Origin of the sequence: Xanthobacter albus, from assembly GCF_043194895.2 — a bacterium.
GTDB lineage: Bacteria > Pseudomonadota > Alphaproteobacteria > Rhizobiales > Xanthobacteraceae > Xanthobacter.
The window spans coordinates 2,599,675-2,623,623 of record NZ_CM195532.1 but is presented as its reverse complement, the minus strand read 5'-3'; the positions used below and the strand labels follow the sequence as shown (position 1 = coordinate 2,623,623).

The window sequence follows — 23,949 nt, the reverse complement described above, 5'->3', positions numbered from 1 at the left end:
CCCCCCAGCGATCACCGCCACAAGAATTCTTCCGGCAGGGTGCGGCCGCGCGCTTCCTCCCGCACGATCCGCCAGAAATCGCGCACCTGCCGGCGCACGTCATAGCTCTCGATGCCCACCACCCGCAGCATCAGGCCCGCCCCGTTGGGCAGGCGGCTCACACCCGACAGGGCGCGCGCCTCTTCCTGCGGGAAATGGGTCTCGCATCGTGCCTTGATGCGGGCCGCGGTCTCCGGCGGCGTCAGGCACATGATGTTGGCGAAGGCATCGAAGCCGCCCATGACTGCGGCAGCGTCGAAGCGGGCGTCGCCCTTCTCGATCAGGATCTTCTCGGTGAACAGCTTGCGCCCGTCCGGCCGGTGCACCGCCACGGCCATGGACAACAGATCCAGGCCGAAGCGCTCCTCGGCATGATGATGCTTGCGCCCGCTCATCATCATCTCGCCGTAGAGGAGGGTCGCATCTTCAGGGAGGACGATGTCGGTCTGGTTCAGGAACCGCGAGCCGCGATAGGGAATGGTGAAATCCGGCAGGTATTCGAGATAGCTGCCGGCTTCGAGGGTGACCGTCTGGTATTGCGAGGCGTAGTTCGCATCCATCTGGTGCACGCGGTTGGCGCTCTGCGACGTCACCAGGGCGCAGGCGCCTGCGCCCACCGAAATATCGATCTTGTAGCGGTCCCCCTGCAGAATGCCGCCGCCCACCGAGATGATCGAGCAGATGGGCAGCTCGGGCATCGCCTCATCCCAATAGAGGGCCTGCTGCACCAAAAGCGGCGCCACCCGGTAGAGGTCGCTCAGCACCGAGCGCCCATGGCGCAGCGAGAAGCCGAGCCGCAGCTCGCCCACCTTGCCGGGCGCGGCGGCGCGCATCTGCGCCGGCTGCGCGTGATAACCGGCAAGCTCGCGGGCCGCGTCGAGCCGGCTCAGCCGCTCGTGCAGCGTGGTCTGGTGCAGGGTGGCCTCGCGCACGCTCATTCAGGCGCCCACAGCCGTCGGCGGGGTCACCTTCACGTCGAACAAAGCCATGTCCAGGATCAGCCGGATCAGCTCGTCGATGCCCTCGCCGGTCTTGCAATTGGTGAAGATGAAGGGCTTCTTGCCGCGCATCAGCTTGGAGTCCCGCTCCATCACCTCGAGGCTGGCGCCCACATAAGGCGCGAGGTCCTTCTTGTTGATGACCAGAATGTCCGACTGGCAGACGCCCGCGCCGTTCTTGCGCGGAATCTTGTCGCCGGCAGCGACGTCGATCACATAGATGTAGAAATCCGCCAGCGCCGGGCTGAACGTCAAGGTGAGGTTATCACCACCGGATTCGATCAGGATCACGTCGCTGTCCGGGTATTTCTCCTCCAGTTCCTCCACCGCGGCGATATTCATGGAGGGGTCCTCGCGCACCGCCGTGTGCGGGCAGGCGCCGGTCTCCACGCCGACGATCTTCTCCTCCACCAGCACACCCTTCAGCGTGCGTCGTACCTGCTTGGCGTCCTCGGTCGTCACCACGTCGTTGGTGATGATGAGCGGCTTGATGCCAAGGTCGATCAGGCGCGGCGTGATGGTCTCGATGACCGCGGTCTTGCCCGAGCCCACCGGGCCGCCGATGCCGATGCGGGTGATCTTCTTCATGGACATGTCCTTTCCCGCGTTCAGTTCATGAATAGGCGGACGTGAGTGGTCGTGTGATGGGCCACGAGCACGTCGAAGATCGGCGCGAACGAGGCCATCTCGTCGAGGCCGAGCTCCCGCACGGCCTCATAATCATCCTCCACCCGCGCCTGCCCGGTGAACAGGATGCGCTGGGTATCGAGGTGGTCGATCCGCATCAGCCGGAGCGCGGCGCTGAGGATCATCGAGGCGACGCCATATTGGTGCATCACGAAGGTCTCGGCCTCATCGGCGCCCATATGGGCGAGAACGATCGCCTGGGCCACCGGGAAGCATCCCGGCGTCGTGTCGGCCTTGATGTCGGCGAGCCAGCGCTCCAGCATGGGCGAGGGGCTGATCTTCATGACCAGCTCGCCGAGCTTGCGGCCCATGCGCGCCAGCATGAGCTGCTGCTCCTCGCCGACGCGACGGCACATCAGCTCCCGGTCCGCCTCGATCACCCGGTCATAGGCACCGGCCCGCGCCGCCCGGTGGGCGTGGAGCAGCGCCACGCCATCCACGCGCGCGGTCTGGTGGAGGATCAGCTCCACATAGGACAAGAGGCCCGCGGGATCGCGGACGATGCCGGTCTGCAGGGCCGATTCAAGACCGTTGGAAAAGGCGAAGGAGCCGATCGGCAAGGTCGAATCCGCGAATTGCATCAGGCGCGCCAGATGCAGCATGTCGCGAGACCGACGCGGCGTTGCGGCTCCCTCCGTCATCATCAGCGCCCCGACGAATGGGAGTGGCCATGGCTGTGACCATGACCGTGTCCCTCATCATGGTCATGGGCGTGGCCGTGCGCATGGTCGTGGTGGTGGTCGTCGTCGTGATCATGGACATGAGCGTGCTCATGCTCATGCGACGCGGTGAGGCCACCGTGATGGTGATGCGGGGTGGCATCGGCTCCGGCGAACAGCAGCCGCACCTCGTTGGCATCGAGCTTGGCGGCGACCTCCTCACCGGGCGCGAAATGGGTCTTCACATGCTGGAAGGCATGGGTGCGCATGACCGAAGCCATCACCTTCTGGTCGACCGACAGCGGCACATAGACGGTGGATCCCTTGATCACCGCGGGCCAATGCTGGTTGCCAAGCCCATGGCCGAGCTCGAAGCAGGTCCGCAGGATCTCGATGGGGGACAACGTCTCCAGCCCATCGAGCTCGATCACCAGCACATCCTTCAGGGCGATGCGCGCCACCACGATGACCTGCTTCTCGGCATCGAAATGGAGAACGTCGTCATTGTGCAGATGCTCCGCACGCGGCAAGGAGATCGCGAGCTCGATGCCGCCCTCGCTCGCCTTGCGCAGACGGTTCTTCGGCGCCTCCCACTGCTCGAGCACCAGCGGATCCACCTGCGCCTGTGCCGCCCGCGCGCGCCATTCGGGGTCGCTCAGATTGCCCAGCGTTTTCTCGACCAGAATCATGTTGCCTCCCGGGGGGGGGAGCGCGTCCTGGTCGGCCACGCCGCAGGCCGCAGGCATCCCGTGGATGAAACTGCAAACGTGAACTTCCCGCCAACGACGCCAGCGCCGCGGAATGCGCCCAGATCATCGGAGAAGCGCCGCAGGCGGCGCAAACCATACCCCAAGCGGACACTCCCCCTCCACGGGGAGCCAGGCCGGAGCTGCGGAGGCCCCGCAGCTCCGGCGCCGCTCAGCTGAAGAAGTAAAGCTGGGCCAGCGGAATGCGCTTGGCCGGCTCCACCGTGGCATGCTTGCCGTTCACCGTGACGGCGAAGGTTTCCGGATTGACCTCGATGGCGGGCAAGGTGGAGTTTCGGACCATCGAACTCTTGCTGATGGTGCGCGTGCCATAGACCGGCATCACCTGCGACTTCAGCTGGTAGCGCTCGACGATGCCATTCTCCATCCCCGCCAGCGAGGTGAAGGTGACCCGCGTCTTGGCGAGAGCCGATCCCATGGCACCGAACATGGGCCGGTAGATGACCGGCTGAGGCGTCGGCAGGGAGGCGTTCGGATCGCCCATGAGCGACCAGGAGATCATGCCGCCCTTGATGACCATCTTCGGCTTGGCGCCAAAGAAGGCCGGCTCCCACAGCACGAGGTCGGCCATCTTGCCCACCTCCACCGAGCCGATCACCTGGCTGACGCCCTGGGCAATGGCCGGGTTGATGGTGACCTTGGCGACGAAGCGCAGCACGCGCTCATTGTCGTTGCCGGAGGTGTCACCCTCATAGGCGCCAGTGCGCTGCTTCATCAGGTCGGCGGTCTGGATGCTGCGCATCCAGTTCTCGCCGACGCGGCCCATGGCCTGGCTGTCGGACGACAGGATCGAGATCGCCCCGAGATCATGCAGCACGTTCTCCGCGGCGATGGTCTCGGCGCGCACCCGGCTTTCCGCGAAGGCGACGTCGGTCGGGATCTTCGGGCTGAGGTTGTGACAGATCATCGTCATGTCGAACAACTCGGCCTGGGAGTTGATCCCATAGGGCAGGGTCGGATTGGTGGACGAGGGAATGACGTTGGACAGGCCAGCCACCCGGATGATGTCGGGCGCATGGCCGCCACCGGCACCCTCGGTGTGGTAGGTGTGGATCGTCCGCCCCTCGAACGCGGCGATGGTGTTCTCGACGAACCCGGCCTCGTTCAAGGTATCGGTATGGATGCACACCTGCACGTCATACTGGTCGGCGACCTTCAGGGCGACGCGGATCGCCGCCGGGGTACTGCCCCAATCCTCATGGATCTTCAGACCCATGGCGCCGGCACGGATCTGCTCCTCGATCGGCAGCGGCGCCGAGCCGTTGCCCTTGCCGAGCACGCCCGCATTCACCGGCCAGGAATCGAAGGCACGGAGCATCATCTCGATGTTCCAGGTGCCCGGGGTGATGGTGGTGCCGTTAGTGCCGTCGCTGGGGCCGATGCCGCCACCGAACAGGGTCGTCACGCCGTTGGAAAGCGCGGCCTCCGCCTGCTGGGGCGAGATGAAATGCACGTGGGCGTCGATGCCGCCGGCGGTGAGAATGAGATGCTCGCCGGAGATGGCATCGGTGCCGAGCCCGATGGCGAGGCCCGCCGTGACGCCCGACATGGTGGAGGGATTGCCAGCCTTGCCGATGCCGCAGATCAGGCCATTCTTGATGCCGACATCCGCCTTGATGACGCCCTGCACCGCATCGAGGATGGTGACATTGGTGATGACGAGATCCGGCGCGCCGGCGGCGCTGGTCAGCTCGTTGTCATAGCCCATGCCGTCGCGCAGGGTCTTGCCGCCGCCGTAGACCGCCTCTTCGCCGTAAACCCGAAGGTCCTTTTCGATCTCGATGTAAAGATCGGTGTCGCCCAGCCGGATCTTATCACCGGTGGTGGGACCATACAGGTCCGAATACTGCTGCCGCGAGATCTTAGCCATCTCAGAGTTCCGTTCCCTGTCGGTTGAGGCGGATCAAGGCTTGTTCTTGAAGCCGTAGCGGGTCACGCGCTCCATGGCGTCGGCCAGCCGGGGACGATAATCATTGTAGTTCTCGTCGCCGACCCAGCCGTCCACGAGGCCATTGAAACCCAGCACACGCTGCTTGCCCTGATAGGGAACCAGAGTGACTTCCTTCTCGTCGCCGGGCTCAAAGCGCAGCGCCGTGGTTGCCGGAATGTTGAGTCGCTTGCCAAACGCCTTCTCGCGATCAAACTCCAGCGCGGCGTTCACCTCGAAGAAGTGATAATGCGAGCCCACCTGAATGGGCCGGTCGCCAGTGTTGCGCACCTTCAAGGTGGTGGTGGCATAGCCGGCATTGATCTCGATGTCGCCATCGGCGAGCACGAGGCCACCGACCGGAGCGCTCTTGGATGTCTCAGCCATGATGATCTCCGCCTCGCGTCACTTGATGGGAGAATGAACCGTCACGAGACGGCTGCCATCGGTGAATACCGCCTCCACCTGGACGTAAGGGATCATATCCGCCACGCCCTCCATCACGTCGTCGCGGGTAATCACCTTGCCCGCCGCCTCCATGACCTCTTCGAGCGTCTTGCCCGCTCGCGCCCCATCAAGGGCCGCAACAGAGATCAGCGCCACAGTTTCAGGATGATTGAGCTTCAGACCCTGATCTTTTCTTTTCTGGGCCACCTGCGCCATCACATGGATGAGAAGCTTGTCTATTTCTCGCGGTGTAAAGTGCACGGCAACCTCCTCCTTGAATTCCACCTAATGCGAACCAGCGTCCGCAGCGTCATTTGCCTTGCGACTGGGCTCCAACGAGGCCGACGATATACAACATCTTTCGCAGGTTTCGATATAGCTTATTTTTTTGTATCCAACGACGGATAAATATTCTAGACATTGAGCGGGTAGAGCCAAGCTAGCCACGTATGCATGCGGATGGCGACCTTACGCAAGGCGGCCCAAGCTCCCCGATCTCCGTCTGTATAGATGGCCGCAGAGCCCTGCGCTCCGATGGGGAACTTGGATTGCTCGGCGTCATCCAGCACGATCTTCACGGCATACTGTCCTTGAGGAATGCTGGGATCCGCTGCCTCGAACTTCGGTATCTCGGCGGTGGGCAAAAGCTGGCCCTGCCCATTCGCCTTCCAGATACTCGCCACGTGCCCTTTGAATATCTGGCCTGGATACAGGTCCAATGCCACCTCAACATACTGTCCCGGCTTTACGTACTTGAGATTCTCCTGGAAGAAGGAGGCAAGTAGATACCGATTCTCGTCGGCGATCAAGACGGCAATGCCACCGATTCGCAGGATGCCGGAGACCATTCCCGGACGCACCTGCAGGTTGATCACGCGGCCGTCTTCAGGCGCCGCGAGCGTCGTATTGTCGAGATAATATTGCGCCTGCTGCAAGTCCGCCTCGAGTTTCGCGACAGATGTATGAACCCCATCGATGTTTGAATCATATTGCAGGCGCGCAACCAAGGCTTCAGCTTCCGCGCCACGGAGACGCGCGGTATCCCCCTTCACAGTGTCGCGCCACTTGATGGCCTGATCCACGCGCCCCACCCCCTTCTTGACCAGAATGTCATAGTCATTCATCTGGGTGGTCGAAAAGGAGAGGGTCGCCTTGGCCTGCTCCACCTGAGCGTTAGCCGTGGAAATATTTGTTTCGAGGACTTTGACGTTCTGCTGCGCTTCGGCCAGTTGGGCCTTCAATTGATTCACTCGCGCTTCGTAGATCGTTCGGTCGAATTTGAACAGCGGGTCTCCCTTCTTGACCGGCGTATTGTCCTCCACCAGAACTTCGGAAATCAACGTGGGCTCCGACAGGCGCGGAATCAGCTGGATCGTATGCTGAATGATCGTTGCGTTGGTGGAATATGGGGTGACAAACCGCAGCCCAATCACAAAAATCAACGCCAGGTGGATGAAAAATACGCTGAACCCAAATATCCACCCCGGAGTAAGGCGCAACAATTTGAATTTTAAGAACACGACCCAAAACAATATGGCGGCGATGGCAAGAACTAGTATTCCGATCATCATGTCGCGCACTCTACTCGTCAATGTTTGCAGTTGTTTCACCGTCGGGCTTGGCCGCAAACGCAAGCGGCGTCGCGCCCTTCAATCGCGCGATCATCTCCTGGGTTTCTTTTTTCACCTGACGCGGTGTGTAGCGCAGATCAACGACTTCAGTCGGCTTGAACGCCCAGATAAAGGCATTGATCCACGGCACGACGCCGAGAAATCCCAGCCATCCCATGGTATAGACCGCATCTGCTTCCGGGTGATTTCGCCCAATGGCAATACGCCCAGGCAGGCCAAGGATGAAGATGACGATAAGAAGGCCAGATAAAGCTATGATGCTCAGGCCCAAAAGTGCGGCATAGTCCCAGCCATCCAGTACGAAGCCCATGACTTCTCTCTACATTCGTTTCACGCTTGACTGTTGGCGGCTTAAGTCTGGGCAGAGCAGCACGCTATCCGCCGCAGGCGTGTGAACCAGACGGGCGCCTCCCCGCCGCGACCTGAACGACGGCGTCTGGCGTAGGCGAAGCGGCGTTGTGTTACGCGGCACCAGTAAATCTGCGGTGAACCGACAGTGAAACCATGTTGCGCGCCCCACATAAGGCTCGCCCGGCCCTCTTTGAAGGGCAGATTCGCCTGCGCCCGAAGCCGGCTCATATCGGCCATGGCGGCGCTGCTGGCGGCTGCCGCCGAGCATACGCCTCCACTCACCAGCAAAGCCTCTCGCGTCATAGGATCATCTTTCGTGGCGCGCCTTATGCTTTGCAGCTGATTTTCCGTTTTCTTCTTTTCTGTTGCAGATGGATAATTCACATGCGCATACGACCTGTTGGGGGCGGGTTTTGCCACAGACACATGGACGCCCTGCTTGCGCCAACCAGATGTGATGTTAGGTTAGAAGAGGCAATGGTCCTTATCATTTTGCGTCAATAGAGCGATATCGCCCAAGGGGCAGTGGGCATCGCTGCCGGCCCCGGCTAGCCGCCGTTCTGGAGGCGCCGAAGGACTGTGCGTGGCCATGGGTTCGACCGCGCCGTTGGAAGTCGTGCGAACGCTCCATATTGAAACTACGCGAGTGCTTGCGATGAAGAAATCCGGATTGGTCCCGCTCGTTCGTGCCAGCGGTTTCGGCTCGCTGCCTCAGCTTCTCGAAGAGCGGGCCGGCGAACGCGCATTGCTGAAAGCGCTCGATAGCGAAGGACTGCCGATCGCGGTGCGAGAACTCGGCGGCATGCCGGTCCCCGCGAGAGCCCTGATCGGCCTGTTCGCCCGGGCCGGCTCCATGCTTGGAGACCGAGCGCTCGGTCTCCAGATTGGCAAGCGCATGTCATATGCGGGCTACGGCCCGTGGGCTGTGCGGGCTTCGATGGCGCCGAGCCTCTACGAGGCGATTTCCTTTGCCAACTCAACCAGTCAGGCTCACGCAGCCGCAGCATATCGTTTCGATATGGTGCATCAAGATACCCATTGGGTCTGGAGAATTATCCGCATTCGCGCCTTGCGTGGCGACATTCACCACAGCGATCATCAGATCTTCCCGATGATCGACTTTGCGCGTCCTTTTCTTGGTCCCGACTGGTGGCCGGATTGGATCGAAGTCGATTATGGAAAGGACCCGGGCGCCTTCAACATCGAACGCATCGTGGAAGCTCCCGTCCGGTTTGGCCGTCCGGGAGTGGGGGTCGCCTTCTCTCGCGAACAATTGGCCCACGCGCGGCGTGAAAAGCCAGACCCCTCGGCAATAGTGAACGTTCTGCCGCGCCCCATCTATGATGACATCATCTTGCCCGACGCACCCGAGCCGGTGCGTTCGTTCTCAGCCATCGTCGCGCTTCGTCTCATCGATGGACAGAGCGACATCGATGGCGCGGCGCGCATTGCTGGCGTTGGCGTTCAGAGACTTCAGCGCGATCTGCGAAGAGCCGGCTATTTCTACAGAGAGGTACTAGAAATCGCGCGGCGCAAGCGGGCTATTCACCTGTTGACCAAGACCCATATGTCCATCGCCGATATCGCCGCCTCCCTGGGCTATGAGGAGCATGCGAATTTCACGCGAGCCTTCGGGCGCTGGCAGCAATGCTCACCGTCGGAGTTTCGCAGGATGAACGGGCAGGACCTGCCGTAGCAGAGCCCCGTCGCCGGTTGATCCAGGCCGGAGCCGAGGGCCCTGTTCACATCGTCGGATTGCACCGACGCCTATCCGCAGTGCGGCAGATCGGCGCCCGGCCGCGGTCAAAGAGCAGGCCCGTCCGGCAGGACCCATTCTTTACATGACTTCAGGTTTTCCTGAAAATAGGTCGCAGGTACGTACCGCTCGGCGTTCGCGACGATGCCGGCGATACCGCCGGCGCGCCCGATGCCCGAAACCAACCCCGGCCGGACCGGAAGGTTGCTGATGCGGCTAAACTAGTCTCCCGGCAAGCCCAGGATCATGATGCCGGTAATCTTGTCATTCGTGCTCATCCCCAACAGCATGCTGCCGGTATCGCCACGAGGAAATGTCAATCGCAGCAAATAGACAGTCTGGCGGTCGCCAGCGCGTTGCTCCATGACTTCCGCCTTTTCGGGCGCCGTGCCGTAATCGCGAGAGTTCAGATACTGCGATAGGGCATGTACGGCCTCAGCAGTGAGCTGCGCGTTGTATTCGGCGCTCAACCGGCTGCGGTCGATGTCGCCGGTCTTCATGCGCCCAAACCATTCAAGGGCAAGCTTGGCGATCGGCTCACCCGTGGCGGCGGGGACGGCGTCAGCCTGCGCGACCGTGCCGTAGGCCATCACCAAGACTAGAATCAGTCGTATCGAGAATTGTTTCACTCGGCGGCTCCCCTGCAATTCAACGGGGCGGCCGAAGCCGCCCCGCACTCTGCATCGTTGCTGGTCCTTGGAATCAGCCGCCGCTGCCGCCGGTGCGGATCTTGTCGATCTGCTGGTTATTCAGCAGCGGGATCGGATTATTGGGCTGCTGCAAATTCGGAACCAGATCATTGGAGGCCCCGCCGAGATAACGCGGGATGCTCGGGAACTTGATGATCGTCTTGTCAAATTCCGCGATAACCGGCTCGATCAGTGCCAGAACCCAGCCATTGTCCTGTCCGGCATACCGACCGGGCGAGGTCGTCATCACGCGCATCGGCGCTGCGCCGTTGAACGTCATGTCGTACTTTTCGTAAGGGTCCATGGTGAGGTTGTAGGTCGCGCCGATACTACCAAGGTTCTGGTTCGGGCCGAGCCAGGAATCCTTCGCCGTGTAAAGGTACTTCCACGCAATATTGACCCACGGCTCCTTCGGGTCATCGCCCACGTCGGCCCGGGCCCCCTGGAAGACCTCACCGTCGATATAGACCCACGACTTGCGGGCGGAGTGCTGGCTCTTGCCAAGGATGTACGCGCTGTTGTCGATGCTGTCGAAATAGATCGGCTTGCCGTCGTTGCCGGTCCATTCCGGCGGCGGCGGCGTCACCCCCGCCATGCCCGCCAGCGTCGACCAAGCGTCGATGTGCGACATCATCTCATGATATTTCGCGCCGGCCGGAATCTTGCCGGGCCACCACATGATGCCGGGCACGCGCCAGCCGCCCTCGAAGGCCGAGCCCTTCTCGCCGCGGAACGGCGTCGTGCCGGCGTCGGGATAGGCGTCCAGCCACGCGCCATTGTCGGCGGTCAGGATGACGATGGTGTTCGGCGCCTCCTCGCGGATCGTCTTCATGATCTGGCCGATATTGTCGTCCAGCTCCATCAGCGAGTCGGAATAATCGCCGAGGTGCGACCGGCCGCGGAACGGAGGCGCAGCATTGGTCGGGTTGTGCATCTTCATGAAGTTGACATCCATGAAGAACGGCTTGTCGGACTTCGCATGCGCCTTGATGTATTCGACCGCGTTCTTCGTCTGCCGGACGTCGAATTCGGCGAGGTAGTCATAGGTGATCGTGGCGATGCGCTTGGCGGGCTCCCCGGCCTTGCCCTCCCATTCGCCCAGATTCACGACCTCGTTGTACATCTTGTTGAACGCGGCATTGTACGAGGGGAACCAGGGGTGGAACCACTTGCTGGTGTCGTTGTAGGCGTACACGCCGGGATAGTAGGCGGCGAAATTCTTCATCTCGTCGAAGCCGTGCTCGATGGGATACGAGTCGGGCTTGTCGCCGAGATGCCACTTGCCGGAGAAATAGGTCGTATAGCCGTTCTTCTTGAAGAACTGCGCGATCGTCGGCGTCTCCTTGCGCAGCCGGTTCTCATCGCCCGGCGCCACGACGATCGACAGGGCCGAGCGGATCGGAATCCGCCCCGTGATGAAGGACGCGCGGCCGGCGGTGCAGCTCGCCTGGCCGTACCAATTGGTGAAGACCGCGCCTTCCTGCGCCAACTGGTCGACGTTCGGAGTGGGATGGCCCAGCGCCGTGCCGCCGCCCGAATAGGCGCCGAAGTCGTTCCAGCCGGTATCGTCGGTCATCAGCATGACGATGTTCGGCCGCTTGGCGTCTTGCGCGGCGGCAAGCCCGCCGGGCGCCAGGGATGCGACTATCCCCAGCGTGCACATGGATATTAACGAGAGTGGCTTCATGAACTCGGCCTCCGTTGCAGGCAAAACTGGTCAAGGAGGGGGGTAGGACGGTGGCCTGTCTTCGTTGCGGCCTGCGTTCCGTCCACGCCCCTCGCATCGGATATCGCCCTGGCAGGCCCCGCGTTGGCGGGCGATCAAAGCTAGCCGCCCCCCGATCCAAGCGTGAGGTTCCAACAGGTTCGCACCTGTTCGAACCTCCAGATCCATGCTGGCGGCGCGGCCTGCGAGACCAGCGCACTCGATGATGGAACCGCACCGGACGGCCGTTCGCGTACCGTCGACCCCGACGAGATGGCGGGCGCGCAGCCCGCCTTGGCCGGCCGTCTATCCCTCGAAGGAAAAGATCCGCCGCCAGTCACGCTTCATGCTGATGATGGTCCAGCTCTGGCGGACAGCGAGATCGTACATCTCCTGGCTGAACGTCCCCACGGAGGTCGCGGGCAGGCCGGTCGCCGGGCCGTAGGCATACTCGCGTACGGAATCATCGTGCAGCACGGCGGCGGACAGGCGCGCCTCGCCGCCGGCCTTCACATATTCCAGCATCTGCTGATCATCGTCGGAGGAATTGCCGAAGGCCGCATGGGGGCGGCGTCCGTACATCAGCCAGAAATTCTCGATTTTTCCGGCACCGAGATTGTCGAGCACCAGCTTCGGATCTCGGGTGAGCGTGGGGCGATGCTCGGCATCAGGGCCGAACGTGAAAGCCTGCTCGGTGCCGCAGACCTGCTCCGGGGGAACCCCATACACCTTGCCGGAATATTCCCGCACGAAGCCGGCGCTGCCGCCCGTCGCGATGAAGGTCTTGAAACCTTTGGCACGCAGGTAGGTCAGCACCTCGAGCATGGGCTGATAGACGAGATCCGTGTAGGGCCGGCCCCAGCGCGGATCCCTGGCGGTAGCGAGCCACTTCAGGACCTCCGCGCGGAAGACCTCCACGGTCATTCCGCTCTGAACGGCGATCACGATCTCGAACAGCTCCCGCATCGACAGATGCGCGATCGCCTCGCGGCCGCCGGACAGGACGGCCTTGAAAGGCGCGCACTCCTTCAGCTCCGGCTTCTGGGCGACAAGGGCGGGGACACGCTCCAGACAGAACACCACCTGCGTGTAGAGCGGATGCTCGACCCAGAGCGTGCCGTCCTGATCGAACGAGGCGATGCGCTCCGCGGGGGGCACGAACTGGGGGCTGGCCCCGTCCGTCGTATCCCGGACGAATTTCAGGATCGCATCCTTGGCGGCGCCGGCGTTCCACGACGGGAGAGGGTCGTCCTGCGCGCCCGCCGGTGTTCCGGCGGCGAGACCGGCGGCCGCTCCGATCAGGAGGGCTGCGAAGTCGCGACGGTGAAGCTCCATGATGGCCTCCGGATTGCGGCGCGCGTCGTCGCCGCGATGGATCGCGCGGCGACCTGCCAGCCTCCGGTCGGCGGATAGGCTCGCGCCAATCCAACGAGGGCTACGACGACAGAACGGCGAACGGGAGGTGCCAACAGGTTCGAACCTGTTCTGACATCACCTCCGGATCGGCTCGGATGGGTTGGACCCATGTCGATCCAGGCTCGGCCGGCCCTCGATCGCCGGCGCCCCCGCATGCCTCAGCGTCCTTTCAGCCGGTCGGCGAGCCGCGCGAGGCCGGTATCATCCGGCTGCATCTGGGACAGGCGGCTGGCGAGATCCGCCGCAATCTCGACCTCCGATTGGCGCAGCGCATCCTTCAAGGCGAAGGTCAGCAACGTACCGTCATAGGGATGCCGGCGCAGGGCCTCCGTCACCACCGCCCGGACCTGATCGCCCTGACCCGTCGACTGGAGCGCGACGGCATAGACGTAAGCGAAGCGCGGCTCGTCCGGGACAAGCTCCATCCCGCGCCGGAGCTCGGCCAGGGCTTCCGCGTAGCGCTTCTGGCGCACCAGGGACAGGCCGAGCGCATGGTGAGCGGCACCCGCTTCCGGCGCCCTGGCGATGGCTTCGCGCAGCACCGCCTCGGCATCTGCCTCCCGGTTGAGCGCCCGGTAGAGATCGGCCAGGTTCACCGAAAGGGTTGTCGATCCGGGATAAAGGCGCAGGCCCGCGCGCAGCTCGGCTTCCGCGCCGGCGGGATCGCCCCGGCTGGCGAGGAAGCGCGCCAGGTTCGCGCGCGCGTCGGGCCGGTCCGCGTTCAACCGCTGCGCCGCTTCATACTCTGCCATTGCGGCGGTGAGGCGCATCCTGTCCGCCTCGGCCAGATCGGCCGTCGGCTGATCCGCCAGCAGCAGCGCGGCTTCCGTGCGCACGGCCAGGATCGGATCGCCGAGCAGGGGCGCCGCCAGCTCCCATCGCCGTGGCAGCGGCGCTCCCGCGAGGGCCCGCAGGGCTATGACCCGCACCATGGGATCGGCGTCCGACAGGGCCTTGGCCGTCGCCTCCGACGTGGCGTTCGAAGGGAAGCGCTGCGCCTCCGACAGGGCGGTCGCACGGGCGATGCCGGGCACGTCAGGAGCCGTGGCGAGCTTCAGCAGCAGCTCGCGCGCGGCCGGCTCGCCGGCGCGGGCCCGGTGGAAGGCCTCGGTCCAGCTCTGGAAGCCCTTGCGCACGGGGCCGTGCCAGCGCTCCACCGCCGCGGCGGCCCAGGACGCCGGCTTGTCGGCGTGGCAGTCGGTGCAGGCGTTGGAGGTCTTGAAGGCCTCCGAGAGATCCGGGCGGGGCACGCGGAAGGAATGGTCGTGGCGCGTGTCCACCCCCATATAGGTGCGCGCGGGCATGTGGCACGAGATGCAGTCCGGCGTGCCCGGGCCGGGCGCGTGGCCAGTGTGCGCCGCGCTCGAGAAGCGCTCCGGCGCGTGGCACTGCCCGCACACCTCGGCTCCTTCGGTTTTGAGCTTGCCTGAATGAGGATTGTGGCAGTCGCTGCAGACCACGCCCTTGGCGTACATCAGGCTCTGCTTGAAATTCTGGTCGTTGAAGACCTCGTCCCGCATCTGCCCGTCGTCCTCGAACAGGTCGGCCGACAGGAGGGCCGGCATATGCGTGTCCGTGATCGGGTGTCCGGGCTGCCAGTTCTCGGACAGGGCCCCACGCCGGCCATGGCAACGGGCGCAGGTCTCCACCTCATCCCCCGCGGGGCGCGAGGTGCCATGGGCGGGGCTGCCGGTCGCGGGGCTGGCGGTCCAGTCCGCCGGCGGGCGCTTGGGCGCCATCGACGCGAAGCCTTTGCCGGCGAGCCCGGGGTCGGCGCCCTCCGTGGCCCAGGTGATGTGCCCCGATGCCGCGCCGTGGCAGGATTCGCAGCCGACGCTGATTTCCGAGAAGGTGGTGTGGAACGTGTCGGAGGCGGCATCGTAATTCTTGCGCACGCCCGTCGAATGGCATTCCGCGCACATGAAGTTCCAGTTCTGGCCGAGCTTGGTCCAGTGCAGGGAATCGTCGTGGCGAACAGGCTCGCCGGGATAGAGATGGAACCAGCGCTGCCCGCCCTTCGCCTTCGGCCGGCCGTCCCACGCGAAAGGCAGGGCCTGGACGCGGCCGTCGGGGAACTCGACCAGATATTGCTGGAGGGGGTCCAAGCCGAAGGTGTACTTGACCTCAAAGGTCCCCATGGCGCCGTCCGGCCCATCCGTCGTCACTAGGAATTGTCCATCCTTACGGAAGAACCGGGTGCGGATTCCGAAGTAGTCGACGTCGACGCCGCCGAAGTCCCCAAGAACGGTGTCCTCGCGAGCGTGCTGCATGGCGGCGGCGTGCTGGGACGTGCGCCAGCTCTCGGCTTCGGCCGCATGGCAGCCGGCGCAGGCCTGCGAGCCGACCATGGCCGGAGGGGTGCTCGCCCCCGCGGTCAGGAATCCGCCCGCCAGGATGGCGAGGGCCGAGGCGAGCCCGATGGCCAGCGCGGCGAGGGTGCCATGGATCCGGCTCAAGCTTGTTTCCTCCGCCACGTCGCGCGCACCGCAGCCCTCTGCGGACGAACAGATTTCATCATCGGACGTCGATTCCTCGGCATGTCCGGCACCGCGGTCCCGCGTCATTCGGCTCTGGCCTGACGATCCGGCGCGCTTTTCCAGCCAGCCTGCCGCAGGCCGGCCACGAAACGCGCCCGGATGGCATCGCTGAAGCCGTGCTTCGCGCTCCAGGCATCGGCATCGCGGGCGAGATCGGGTGCGCGGGCGGCCATCATCGAGAGCGCATTGGCGGCTTCATCCCGATTCCCACGGGCAGCCTGGATGATCGCATACAGCGACCATCCGCCGCCGAAGTCGTCGGCCCTCGCCTTGCCCGCGGCATCCAGGGCCCCATCGAGATCCCCGCGCACATAGTCCTCCAGCGCGAGCGCGAAATAATACCATGGCGGCGGATCGAGGCTTTGGGCGATCGCACGGGCGAGAGAGGCGCGCCCCTCGTCTCCGCTGCCGCGGAGAACCAGGTGCCAGCCCAGCTGCGCCAACGCCTCCGGATCGCCGGGGCTCAATTCCGACGCCTGCCGCAGACGCCGTTCCGCCTCGTCGGGCTGCCCACGGTAGTGCGCCGCCGCGCCCAGCGCCTGGAGGCCCAGCGCGCTTCGCGGCGCAAGCTCCACGCTTCTTCGCGCGTTCTCGAAGGCGCGTTGAAGCTCCCGCGCCATCTCGTCCGGCGCGAGATCCTCGAAGCGGGCCGTGTCGAGATGCACCAGGGACAGGAGCGCGAAGGCGTCGGCATAGCGCGGGTCCAATTGCACCGCCTCCTCCAGGCACCGGCGCACCTGGGGCCGCGCCTGGGGCGAGAAGGTGCGGCGATAGGCATAGGCCCGCAGCACGCAGCCATAAGCCACCATTGACGGAAGCTGATGATCGGCGAGGCGCTCCATGGCGATGCTGCTGATGATCCCGTAGGGCTGGCCGAGCTCGGTGGCGATGAGACCGGCCAAGCCTTCCCGTACTTCCAGCAGGCTGTCCGATGCGAGCTGGCGATCATAGGTATCGCCCCACAGGACGCGGCCGGTCTTGGCGTCCAGGAGTTCGACATTGACCTGCGTGCGCCCCCCGCCGGATCTGACGCTGCCCTCGACCAGATAGACGGCGGGCAGGTTCTGGCTTGCCTTCATCGGGTCTACTGTCGCGCCATGCCGGGGGCTGAGCGGGGCTGAATAAAGGTTCAGCCCCGCAAAACGCGTCAATGCGGTGGCGATCTGCTGGGCGAAGCCGAACGCGAGATAGTCCTCTTCCTTGGAGCCACCCGACGACCGGAACGGCAGCACGACCACGGTGACCCCATGCTCCTGCTTGACCGCGGCCGATGAAAAGCGGGCCATCCAGTGTTGTGGCGGATGCTGCGCCACAATGCCCCCCGCAACCAGCGCAAGGGCAAGACCAGCCAGCGCAAGACCAGCCAGCGCAAGACCGGCAGGGACGCGACCACGCCACGGGCGAGAATGCCGCTGTTCCGGGGCGGACGGCTCCAGCGGCGCGGAAGAGTCGGCGGGAGGCTTGGCCTCGGCTATCGCGGCCTCCATCTCCACCATGCCTACGGCCGGGCTTCCGTGGCCCTCGCACCATGCGAAGGCTGGCACATAGGCGCCCTTGGGAATGCTGATCCGCACCGGATCGCGTGTTCCGGAGGTTCCATAATACACGTCGAGCTCGCGACGCAGCCGCATGGCTTCGACGCGGACCAGGGGATCGGCCTGGGCATCGAAGCTCTCGTCGCGCCCGAAGACCGCGACCGCAATGGCAAAGCCCTTCAGGCGGTCGCCCTGTCCTGCCAGGGCCTCCTCCACCAGATAGCGGAGCAAATTCCGACGTTGCGCGCTCGCGGTAAATCCGGGGCTCGCGAGGATTCGCTCAAGCTGGGCGCAGACATCGTCCTGTGACGGCTGCCGAGGGCCGCTATCAGTCTTCCGCGCGCGGAACATGTCTATCCGCCCCATCCCGCTCCCCTTCGCGCGCGCAGCCCGTGCTCCACGCGACACCACGGGCAGTTGCCGCCCGCATTCCACTTTCACGAGGGTTCCTGCCTGATGGCGCTCAGGGAGGGGGGAAGATGGTGGACCAGTCAGCCTTCATGCTGATCACGTGCCACCCTCCCTTGCGCGCCTCCTCCATCAGCCGCGGAGAGAATGTCCCGAAAGCGGTGTCCGGCAGGCCACCCGCGCACCTCGGCGATCCATCCCTTGATGATCTTCTCGAACTCTGCCGTGCTCATGCCAGCATGGGTTTCCATGACGATCTTCAAAAGACCGTCCTCACCCAGCGTCCCGAGGGTTTTCATGTCGCCTTCAAGGGCGGCCTTGAAAGGCTGGACGGCCTGCCATTCGGGATGTTTGGGCGCGAGCTTTTTCAAGCGATCGAGCGCGAAGGCGAGCTGCGTGTACACCGGGTGCTCGACCCAAAGCGTCCCGTCGTTGTCGAAGGTCGCGATGCGCTCGGCGGGCGGCACGTAATTCGGACTGGAGGCATCCGTCACGGATCTGAAGAACGCGATGATCGCGCTCTTGTTAACCCCTGCATTCCAAGACAGCGATGGATCGGCCTGAGCCAAGACGTCCTGAGCCAAGACGTCCTGAGCCAAGACGCACTGGGTCAAGACCGGAAATACGAGGGCGACGGCCGCGATTACAGAGACAGCATGGCGCACGACATTCAGTGGAATGCGCATCCTGTTCTCCTACGCTCCCGAACCGGGACATCACCGGACATCCGGGGACATTTTGTCATTTTATCAGCCTGATGAACGGCCGATTGGGGCGCTCTCGGACCAGATAAATTATGTTAATATGTGCGGTTATGAATTGGCCGCATGCGTATTTGTCAATTTACCCGCCTCTCCTGCCCCGCGTATCCGCGCGATGCCATTGCAGGTATATTTGCCGCAACTTGCAAGGCAGCTTGATCGTGATCATGATACCCAGAGACCTTTGATTCCAATTATCATTTTGCGTCAGGCGGGCCGATTTGCCCTCCGACCAGCCTGCGGTGGGCCATGACGGAACAACCGCGCTTGCGCCCCAGCACGCCAGAGCCACAATGTCCGCGGCATTATCATTGGGTCGGTCCGCAAGCGTCGTCAGAAGCGATAGCGGTAGCCGATCTCGATGCCCGTGTAGCTCGCCTTGCCGTTCGACCAGTCACGTTCCAACATCAGGGACACGGCGTTATGCGTATCGATGGTGTAATCGACGCCGCTGGCGATATCTGGAGCGTTATAATCGTTCAAACTATCGAATGAATTACGATAGCGAACGCGGAATACATTCAACGTCCATTTATCCGCGACCGGCGCAGCCCCGGATGACATGACATAATAATACAGAAATCTGGTCGGACCATCCTAATGGATGAAATGTTGACCGAAACCGATGGTGCCCGTCAAAGAAAGTTAGCCGTTTTGGTATCGGCATGAGAGGCCGTCCCGAAAGGGTCGAGCGGCTGGGGCGATCGTGATGCCAAGGGGTTGTTCAGGCCATCTTGGGAAGCGAGCGATGTGGGCCCCAGCCACTCGCCGAGAGCATAGTCGCGTCGGGGCTTCGATACGAAACGGATTTGACGGATGCGGAATGGCAGTTGATCGAGCCGCTGATGCCGGCGCCGAAGCGGACGGGGCGACCGCTGTCCTGGCCGCCGCGCGAGATCGTCAACGCGATTTTCTACGTGATGCGCGGAGGCGTCGCCTGGCGCCTGCATCATCGACGGCCAGAGTGTGAAGACGAACGAGGCAGGTGGGCCGTGCGGATATGATGTCGGCAAGAAGATCATGAGCCGCAAGCACCACGCCCTCGTCGATACCGACGGGTGCGGCCTCATTCTGTTCGCGCATCCCGCCAGCGTGCAGGACGGCGACGGGGCGGGCCTGCTGCTGGCGGCCTCGCGGCGCCCATTCCCGTTCATCGAAAAGGTCTTCGCCGACGCTGGCGACCAGGGTCCGCGCGTCGAGATCGTCCGCCGCAAGCCCGATCAGATCGGTTTCGCCGTCCAGCCGCGCTGATGGATCGTCGAGCGCCTCTTCGCCTGGATCAATCGAAATCGGCGCCTCTGGAAAGACGCCGAGGCCACCATTGCCTCGGCAACTGCCTTCCGCTACGCCGCCGCAGCAATGGTCCTCATTCGACGTATCGCACGAACGCCATGGGTTCCGGGACGGACGCTTAGAACCCGCTTTTGACCCGGCTTTCGCGCCCGAGGGCACCGTAGTGCCGGCGCGCCCAAAGTCCGCCGGAATGTTGGGGGAGGATGCGCTCATGAAACAGCTCCTCAACGTCTTCGGCGGTTTCGCCGGTCTCGCTGTGGCGGCCCTGGCGGGCTTTGCCTTGTTCACGCTGGTGGGCGGGCTCATCATCGTCGCGGGGGTGGTGGTGTCGGCATTGCTGCTGGGCGGGGGTGTCTATGCCCTCGTCAGCGGGCGGCGCGGCTTCACTGTGCGCCGGAGCAGCTTCGAAGGCGTGCGCATCTTCGATCTGCGCACCGGCCGCCCGGTCGACACTCCCTTCGAAAACGAAATGATCGACGTCACCCCGCCCAAGCCGCCGAAGGACCGCTGAGGCCTCCATCGCGGAAGACGGCAGCCGCGCGCGCCGCGGCTGCTAATGTCCCTCCAAGGCCGAATCAGGACCTGCGGAGGAGACGTTCGCGATGAACGAGGGGATCGCTTATGCCCATCTGATCCTGGTCTGCCTCGGGCTCGCCTTCCTCACCGTCGTCATTCACATGTCTGGGCTGTTCGTGCTGCGGCACTGGATCCGCCGCCTGCTGCGCAGCGGCAGCTTCAGCCATCATGTGATGCGCGAGACGTTCGTGGTGAGCGCCCTGGTGATCGGCCTGTGCGTCGTGCACCTCACGGAGGTGCTGGCGTGGGCATGGGGCTACCTGGTCACCGGCGCCCTCGCATCGTTCAACGACGCGCTCTATTTCTCCCTCACCACCTACACCACCGTGGGGTCGGACGGCGTTTCCATTCCCCGCGTCTTTCGCGGCATCGCCGGCTTCGAATCGCTGCTGGGCCCGATGATGGTGGCGTGGTCCACCGCCTTCATGGTGGAATATGTGACGCGCGTCATCACCCCTGATCCCCAGAGCAAGCCGCGCAATCCCTCCTGAAGACGGAGTTTTCCCGGCAGCCGGCCAACTCGTCCCCGCCCCCAAATTGCGCGAGGGCGTCGAGCATGCCATAAGGGAAGGTGACAGGACACATGCAGGGCGGGGCGGCGCGCTGCGGTGGCGGCATTCGCCGGCGCCGGCATGCGGAAGGCAGATGCCGGACGGCGCGTCTTCCAGGCATCTCTTCCCGATGATCTATTCCAGGCTCAACAATCTCCTCTTCCTGAAGACCCGCAAGACCGCGGGCACCAGCGTGGAGCTGGCGCTGCGCGCTGTCTGCGGCCCGCGGGACATCGTCACCCCCGTGGACGAGCAGGGCCCTTCCGGCGTGACCGAGCAGAACTACCTGATGCTGCGCCCGGACTGGCGGCTGAAGCACCGCATCCGCTGGACCCTGGGCCTGCGCGCGCCCCGCTTCAGCCCCTACATCCCCATCCCCGACCACATGCACGCGGCGGATGCGCGGCGCCTGCTGGGCCCCAAGGCCTTCGACGCCGCCTACCGCTTCTCGATCGAGCGCAACCCGTGGGATCGGCAAGTCTCCAACTACTTCTGGCAGACCCGCGCGCTTCCGGCCGAGCGCAAGCCCTCCTTCGCCGCATGGCTCCACGCCGATGGGCCGGGGCTGAAGATCGACAACTGGCAGATCTATGCCATCGACGGCCGCGTGGCCGTGCACAAGGTGCTGCGCTACGAGCATCTTGCCGAGGATCTCGCCGCGCTCGCACGCGAGCACGGCCTGAAGCTGCCGGAGCTGCCGCGCGCCAAGGGCGACCTGCGGCCGGGCGGCGGCTACCGCGACTATTACACCCCCGAGACGCGGGATCTCGTGGCCTCCTGGTATCGCAACGAGATCGAGGCTTTCGGCTACGAGTTCTGAGCGGGCTCACGGCGGCGCGGAGTGGACATGCAAAGAAAAAGGCCGGCGGGACGCCCCGCCGGCCTTTTTGCGTTACCTGTGGCCCGACCTCAGATGGAGGTCGGGTAATTGGGGCTCTCGCGGGTGATGAGCACGTCGTGCACGTGGCTCTCGCGCAGGCCGGCGGAGGAGATGCGCACGAAGCGCGCCTTCTCGCGGAACTCCTGCAGGTTGCGCCCGCCCACGTAGCCCATGGCGGCGCGCAGGCCGCCGGCGAGCTGGTGCAGCACCGCGCCCACCGGGCCCTTGTAGGCCACCTGGCCCTCGATGCCCTCCGGCACCAGCTTCAGCGTGTCGCGCACCTCGGCCTGGAAGTAGCGGTCGGCCGAGCCGCGCGCCATGGCGCCCACCGAGCCCATGCCGCGATAGGCCTTGTAGGAGCGGCCCTGGTACAAGAAAACCTCGCCGGGGCTCTCCTCGGTGCCGGCGAGCAGCGAGCCCACCATGGCGGCGGAGGCGCCGGCCGCCAGCGCCTTGGCGAGGTCGCCGGAATATTTGATGCCGCCGTCGGCCACCACCGGGGTGCCGGTGGCATAGGCTGCCTCCACGGCGTCCATCACGGCGGTGAGCTGGGGCACGCCCACGCCCGCCACGATGCGGGTGGTGCAGATGGAGCCGGGCCCGATGCCCACCTTCACCGCATCGGCGCCGGCATCGATAAGGGCCCTGGCCCCCTCGGCGGTGGCGATGTTGCCGGCGAGGATCTGGGTCCTGTTGGACAGCCGCTTGATGCGCTCCACCTGGTCCAGCACCTTCCTGGAGTGGCCGTGGGCGGTGTCCACCACCACGAGGTCCACGCCCGCGTCGATGAGGCGCTCGGTGCGCTCGAAGCCGTCGGGGCCCACCGTGGTGGCGGCGGCGACGCGCAGACGGCCCTGCTCATCCTTGGCGGCGCTGGGATAGGCCACCGCCTTCTCGATGTCCTTCACCGTGATGAGGCCGACGCAGCGATAGCCGGCATCCACCACCAGCAGCTTCTCGATGCGGTTCTGGTGCAGGAGGCGCTTGGCGTCGTCCTGGGTCACCTCGCCCTCGCGCACGGTGATGAGGTTCTCGCGGGTCATCAGCTCGGAAACGGGCTGGTCCGGATTATGGGCGAAGCGCACGTCGCGGTTGGTGAGCACGCCCACGAGGCGGCCCGGCATGCTGTCGGCCCCACGCTCCACCACCGGAATGCCGGAGATGCCGTAGCGCTTCATGAGCGCAAGCGCGTCGGAGAGGGTTTCGTCGGGATGAATGGTGACCGGGTTCACCACCATGCCCGATTCGTACTTCTTGACGATCTTGACCTGCTCGGCCTGCAGCTCGGGCGTGAGGTTCCGGTGGATCACGCCGATGCCGCCGGCCTGGGCCATGGCGATGGCGAGGCGCGCCTCGGTCACCGTATCCATGGCGGCGGAGATGATGGGCAGGTTGAGGGTGATGGACTTGGTGAGCTTGGTCACCGTATCCACCTCGCCGGGCATCACTTCCGAGGCGCCGGGGGTGAGCAGCACGTCGTCGAAGGTCAGCGCTTCGCGAAACGGGCCGGAGAGGGGGGCAGACGAGAGGGGCGCAGTCATGGCCAACTCCTGTTGGCGACGCCCGGAATGCGCGTCGCGCGACTTGGGTCGGAACGGGTGGAGGTGGACGACTTTCGTCTCGGCTCCCGCTTCGAGTTGGCAGTGGCCGATACCATGGGTGCGCGACGAAAAGAAGACCCGGCACGCAGAGTTTTCACGCAAGTGCGCCATGCGCGCCGCACATGCGTGGGGCCGCGCCCCCTCCGGACACGGCTTTCCCGGCCTCCGCCGGGGCGTGCGCGGCCTCCCTGGAGGACGCCCGTCAGCGTGTGATCTGGATCAGCGTGTCGCCCGGCCCATGGCTCTCGATCAGACCATAAAGCGTGGCGGCGTTGCTCGGATGAAGGCGGATGCAGCCGTGCGAGGCGGGCGCGCCGAGCTGGCTCACGGCATAGCTGCCATGGATGGCATAGCCGCCGCGGAAGAACACCGAATAGGGCATGGGTGAGTTATAGTATTTACGCGAGAAATACTTGCGATGAAGCCGCTGCGGCCGGTATGTCCCGATGGGAGTGACGTATCCGCGCCGCGCGGTGGAAACCGGCCAGCTAAAGCGCGGCACCCCGTTCACCAGCACCGTCATGCGCTGGGCGGAGAGGTCCACGCGGGCCACCACGCCGGCCTGCGCGGGCGCCGGCCAGAACGCCGCGCCGGCAAGCAGGAGGACGAGCCAGCTGGCGAGCCCGAATCCCTTCGTGCGGAAGATGCGCGCGGCCGCGCGCGCCGTGCCCCTCGCGCCCATGTCATTCCCCTCCGTCAGCCATACTGCCACGGCGCCGTTGCAACGCAAGGGCG

The 23,949-nt window shown here is 64.5% G+C and carries 22 protein-coding genes and 1 pseudogene; 5 read left to right on the top strand and 18 right to left on the bottom strand.

Annotation, left to right across the window (positions count from 1 at the left end):
* Positions 1–11 precede the first annotated feature (11 nt).
* The 9 genes from V5F75_RS11615 to V5F75_RS11575 all read right to left on the bottom strand — a co-directional run bounded on the left by V5F75_RS11615 (position 12) and on the right by V5F75_RS11575 (position 7,465).
* The gene (locus V5F75_RS11615) at positions 12–977 is read right to left on the bottom strand and encodes an urease accessory protein UreD (protein WP_394035005.1); all 966 of its coding nucleotides are present in this window, start codon (positions 975–977) and stop codon (positions 12–14) included.
* Positions 978–1,625, bottom strand: a complete 648-nt coding sequence (ureG, locus tag V5F75_RS11610; protein WP_394035004.1) for an urease accessory protein UreG — start codon at positions 1,623–1,625, stop codon at positions 978–980.
* A gap of 20 nt (positions 1,626–1,645) precedes the next feature.
* The gene (locus tag V5F75_RS11605; protein WP_394035003.1) at positions 1,646–2,326 is read right to left on the bottom strand and encodes an urease accessory protein UreF; all 681 of its coding nucleotides are present in this window, start codon (positions 2,324–2,326) and stop codon (positions 1,646–1,648) included.
* Between the two features lie 41 nt (positions 2,327–2,367).
* A complete protein-coding gene (locus tag V5F75_RS11600) occupies positions 2,368–3,072 on the bottom strand; it encodes an urease accessory protein UreE (RefSeq protein WP_394035002.1) in 705 nt (234 codons plus the stop codon).
* 229 nt (positions 3,073–3,301) lie between these two features.
* A complete protein-coding gene (locus tag V5F75_RS11595; RefSeq protein ID WP_394035001.1) occupies positions 3,302–5,020 on the bottom strand; it encodes an urease subunit alpha in 1,719 nt (572 codons plus the stop codon).
* 33 nt (positions 5,021–5,053) lie between these two features.
* Positions 5,054–5,464: an urease subunit beta gene (ureB, locus tag V5F75_RS11590; protein WP_394035000.1), complete on the bottom strand. Its 411-nt coding sequence runs from the start codon at positions 5,462–5,464 to the stop codon at positions 5,054–5,056.
* 18 nt (positions 5,465–5,482) lie between these two features.
* Positions 5,483–5,785, bottom strand: coding sequence for an urease subunit gamma (locus V5F75_RS11585; RefSeq protein ID WP_394035069.1), 303 nt, complete (start codon positions 5,783–5,785; stop codon positions 5,483–5,485).
* Positions 5,786–5,937: 152 nt separating this feature from the next.
* A complete protein-coding gene (locus V5F75_RS11580; RefSeq protein ID WP_509212062.1) occupies positions 5,938–7,104 on the bottom strand; it encodes an HlyD family secretion protein in 1,167 nt (388 codons plus the stop codon).
* A 1-nt stretch (position 7,105) separates the two neighbouring features.
* Positions 7,106–7,465 carry a DUF3302 domain-containing protein gene (locus tag V5F75_RS11575; RefSeq protein ID WP_394034999.1) on the bottom strand — a complete coding sequence of 120 codons (360 nt, stop codon included), beginning with the start codon at positions 7,463–7,465 and terminating at the stop codon, positions 7,106–7,108.
* Positions 7,466–8,095: 630 nt separating this feature from the next.
* Between V5F75_RS11575 and V5F75_RS11570 the strand changes: the two genes are divergently transcribed.
* Positions 8,096–9,202: a helix-turn-helix domain-containing protein gene (locus V5F75_RS11570; protein ID WP_394034998.1), complete on the top strand. Its 1,107-nt coding sequence runs from the start codon at positions 8,096–8,098 to the stop codon at positions 9,200–9,202.
* A 281-nt stretch (positions 9,203–9,483) separates the two neighbouring features.
* Here the strand turns inward: V5F75_RS11570 and V5F75_RS11565 are convergent, their stop codons facing one another.
* The 7 genes from V5F75_RS11565 to V5F75_RS11535 form a co-directional block, all read right to left on the bottom strand.
* On the bottom strand, positions 9,484–9,891 hold the full coding sequence (locus V5F75_RS11565) for a hypothetical protein (RefSeq protein WP_394034997.1): 408 nt from the start codon (positions 9,889–9,891) through the stop codon (positions 9,484–9,486).
* A gap of 73 nt (positions 9,892–9,964) precedes the next feature.
* The gene (locus V5F75_RS11560; RefSeq protein WP_394034996.1) at positions 9,965–11,638 is read right to left on the bottom strand and encodes an arylsulfatase; all 1,674 of its coding nucleotides are present in this window, start codon (positions 11,636–11,638) and stop codon (positions 9,965–9,967) included.
* 324 nt (positions 11,639–11,962) lie between these two features.
* The gene (locus tag V5F75_RS11555) at positions 11,963–12,991 is read right to left on the bottom strand and encodes an HAD family hydrolase (protein WP_394034995.1); all 1,029 of its coding nucleotides are present in this window, start codon (positions 12,989–12,991) and stop codon (positions 11,963–11,965) included.
* A gap of 239 nt (positions 12,992–13,230) precedes the next feature.
* The gene (locus tag V5F75_RS11550; protein ID WP_394034994.1) at positions 13,231–15,528 is read right to left on the bottom strand and encodes a tetratricopeptide repeat protein; all 2,298 of its coding nucleotides are present in this window, start codon (positions 15,526–15,528) and stop codon (positions 13,231–13,233) included.
* 104 nt (positions 15,529–15,632) lie between these two features.
* Positions 15,633–17,375, bottom strand: coding sequence for a tetratricopeptide repeat protein (locus V5F75_RS11545; protein WP_394034993.1), 1,743 nt, complete (start codon positions 17,373–17,375; stop codon positions 15,633–15,635).
* Between the two features lie 260 nt (positions 17,376–17,635).
* Positions 17,636–18,238, bottom strand: a complete 603-nt coding sequence (locus tag V5F75_RS11540; protein WP_394034992.1) for an HAD family hydrolase — start codon at positions 18,236–18,238, stop codon at positions 17,636–17,638.
* Positions 18,239–18,646: 408 nt separating this feature from the next.
* A complete protein-coding gene (locus tag V5F75_RS11535) occupies positions 18,647–18,877 on the bottom strand; it encodes a hypothetical protein (protein WP_394034991.1) in 231 nt (76 codons plus the stop codon).
* A 184-nt stretch (positions 18,878–19,061) separates the two neighbouring features.
* Between V5F75_RS11535 and V5F75_RS11530 the strand changes: the two are divergent.
* From V5F75_RS11530 to V5F75_RS11515, 4 genes and pseudogenes are all read left to right on the top strand, one after another.
* Positions 19,062–19,741 (top strand): annotated as a pseudogene (locus V5F75_RS11530) (transposase).
* A 76-nt stretch (positions 19,742–19,817) separates the two neighbouring features.
* Positions 19,818–20,117, top strand: a complete 300-nt coding sequence (locus tag V5F75_RS11525; protein WP_394034990.1) for a hypothetical protein — start codon at positions 19,818–19,820, stop codon at positions 20,115–20,117.
* Positions 20,118–20,208: 91 nt separating this feature from the next.
* The gene (locus tag V5F75_RS11520; RefSeq protein ID WP_394034989.1) at positions 20,209–20,673 is read left to right on the top strand and encodes an ion channel; all 465 of its coding nucleotides are present in this window, start codon (positions 20,209–20,211) and stop codon (positions 20,671–20,673) included.
* A gap of 190 nt (positions 20,674–20,863) precedes the next feature.
* Positions 20,864–21,553 carry a hypothetical protein gene (locus tag V5F75_RS11515; RefSeq protein WP_394034988.1) on the top strand — a complete coding sequence of 230 codons (690 nt, stop codon included), beginning with the start codon at positions 20,864–20,866 and terminating at the stop codon, positions 21,551–21,553.
* An 89-nt stretch (positions 21,554–21,642) separates the two neighbouring features.
* Here the strand turns inward: V5F75_RS11515 and guaB are convergent, their stop codons facing one another.
* Together guaB and V5F75_RS11505 are read right to left on the bottom strand one after the other, a co-directional pair.
* Positions 21,643–23,154 carry an IMP dehydrogenase gene (gene guaB / locus V5F75_RS11510; RefSeq protein ID WP_394034987.1) on the bottom strand — a complete coding sequence of 504 codons (1,512 nt, stop codon included), beginning with the start codon at positions 23,152–23,154 and terminating at the stop codon, positions 21,643–21,645.
* A 262-nt stretch (positions 23,155–23,416) separates the two neighbouring features.
* On the bottom strand, positions 23,417–23,896 hold the full coding sequence (locus V5F75_RS11505; protein ID WP_394034986.1) for a L,D-transpeptidase: 480 nt from the start codon (positions 23,894–23,896) through the stop codon (positions 23,417–23,419).
* Positions 23,897–23,949: the final 53 nt, after the last annotated feature.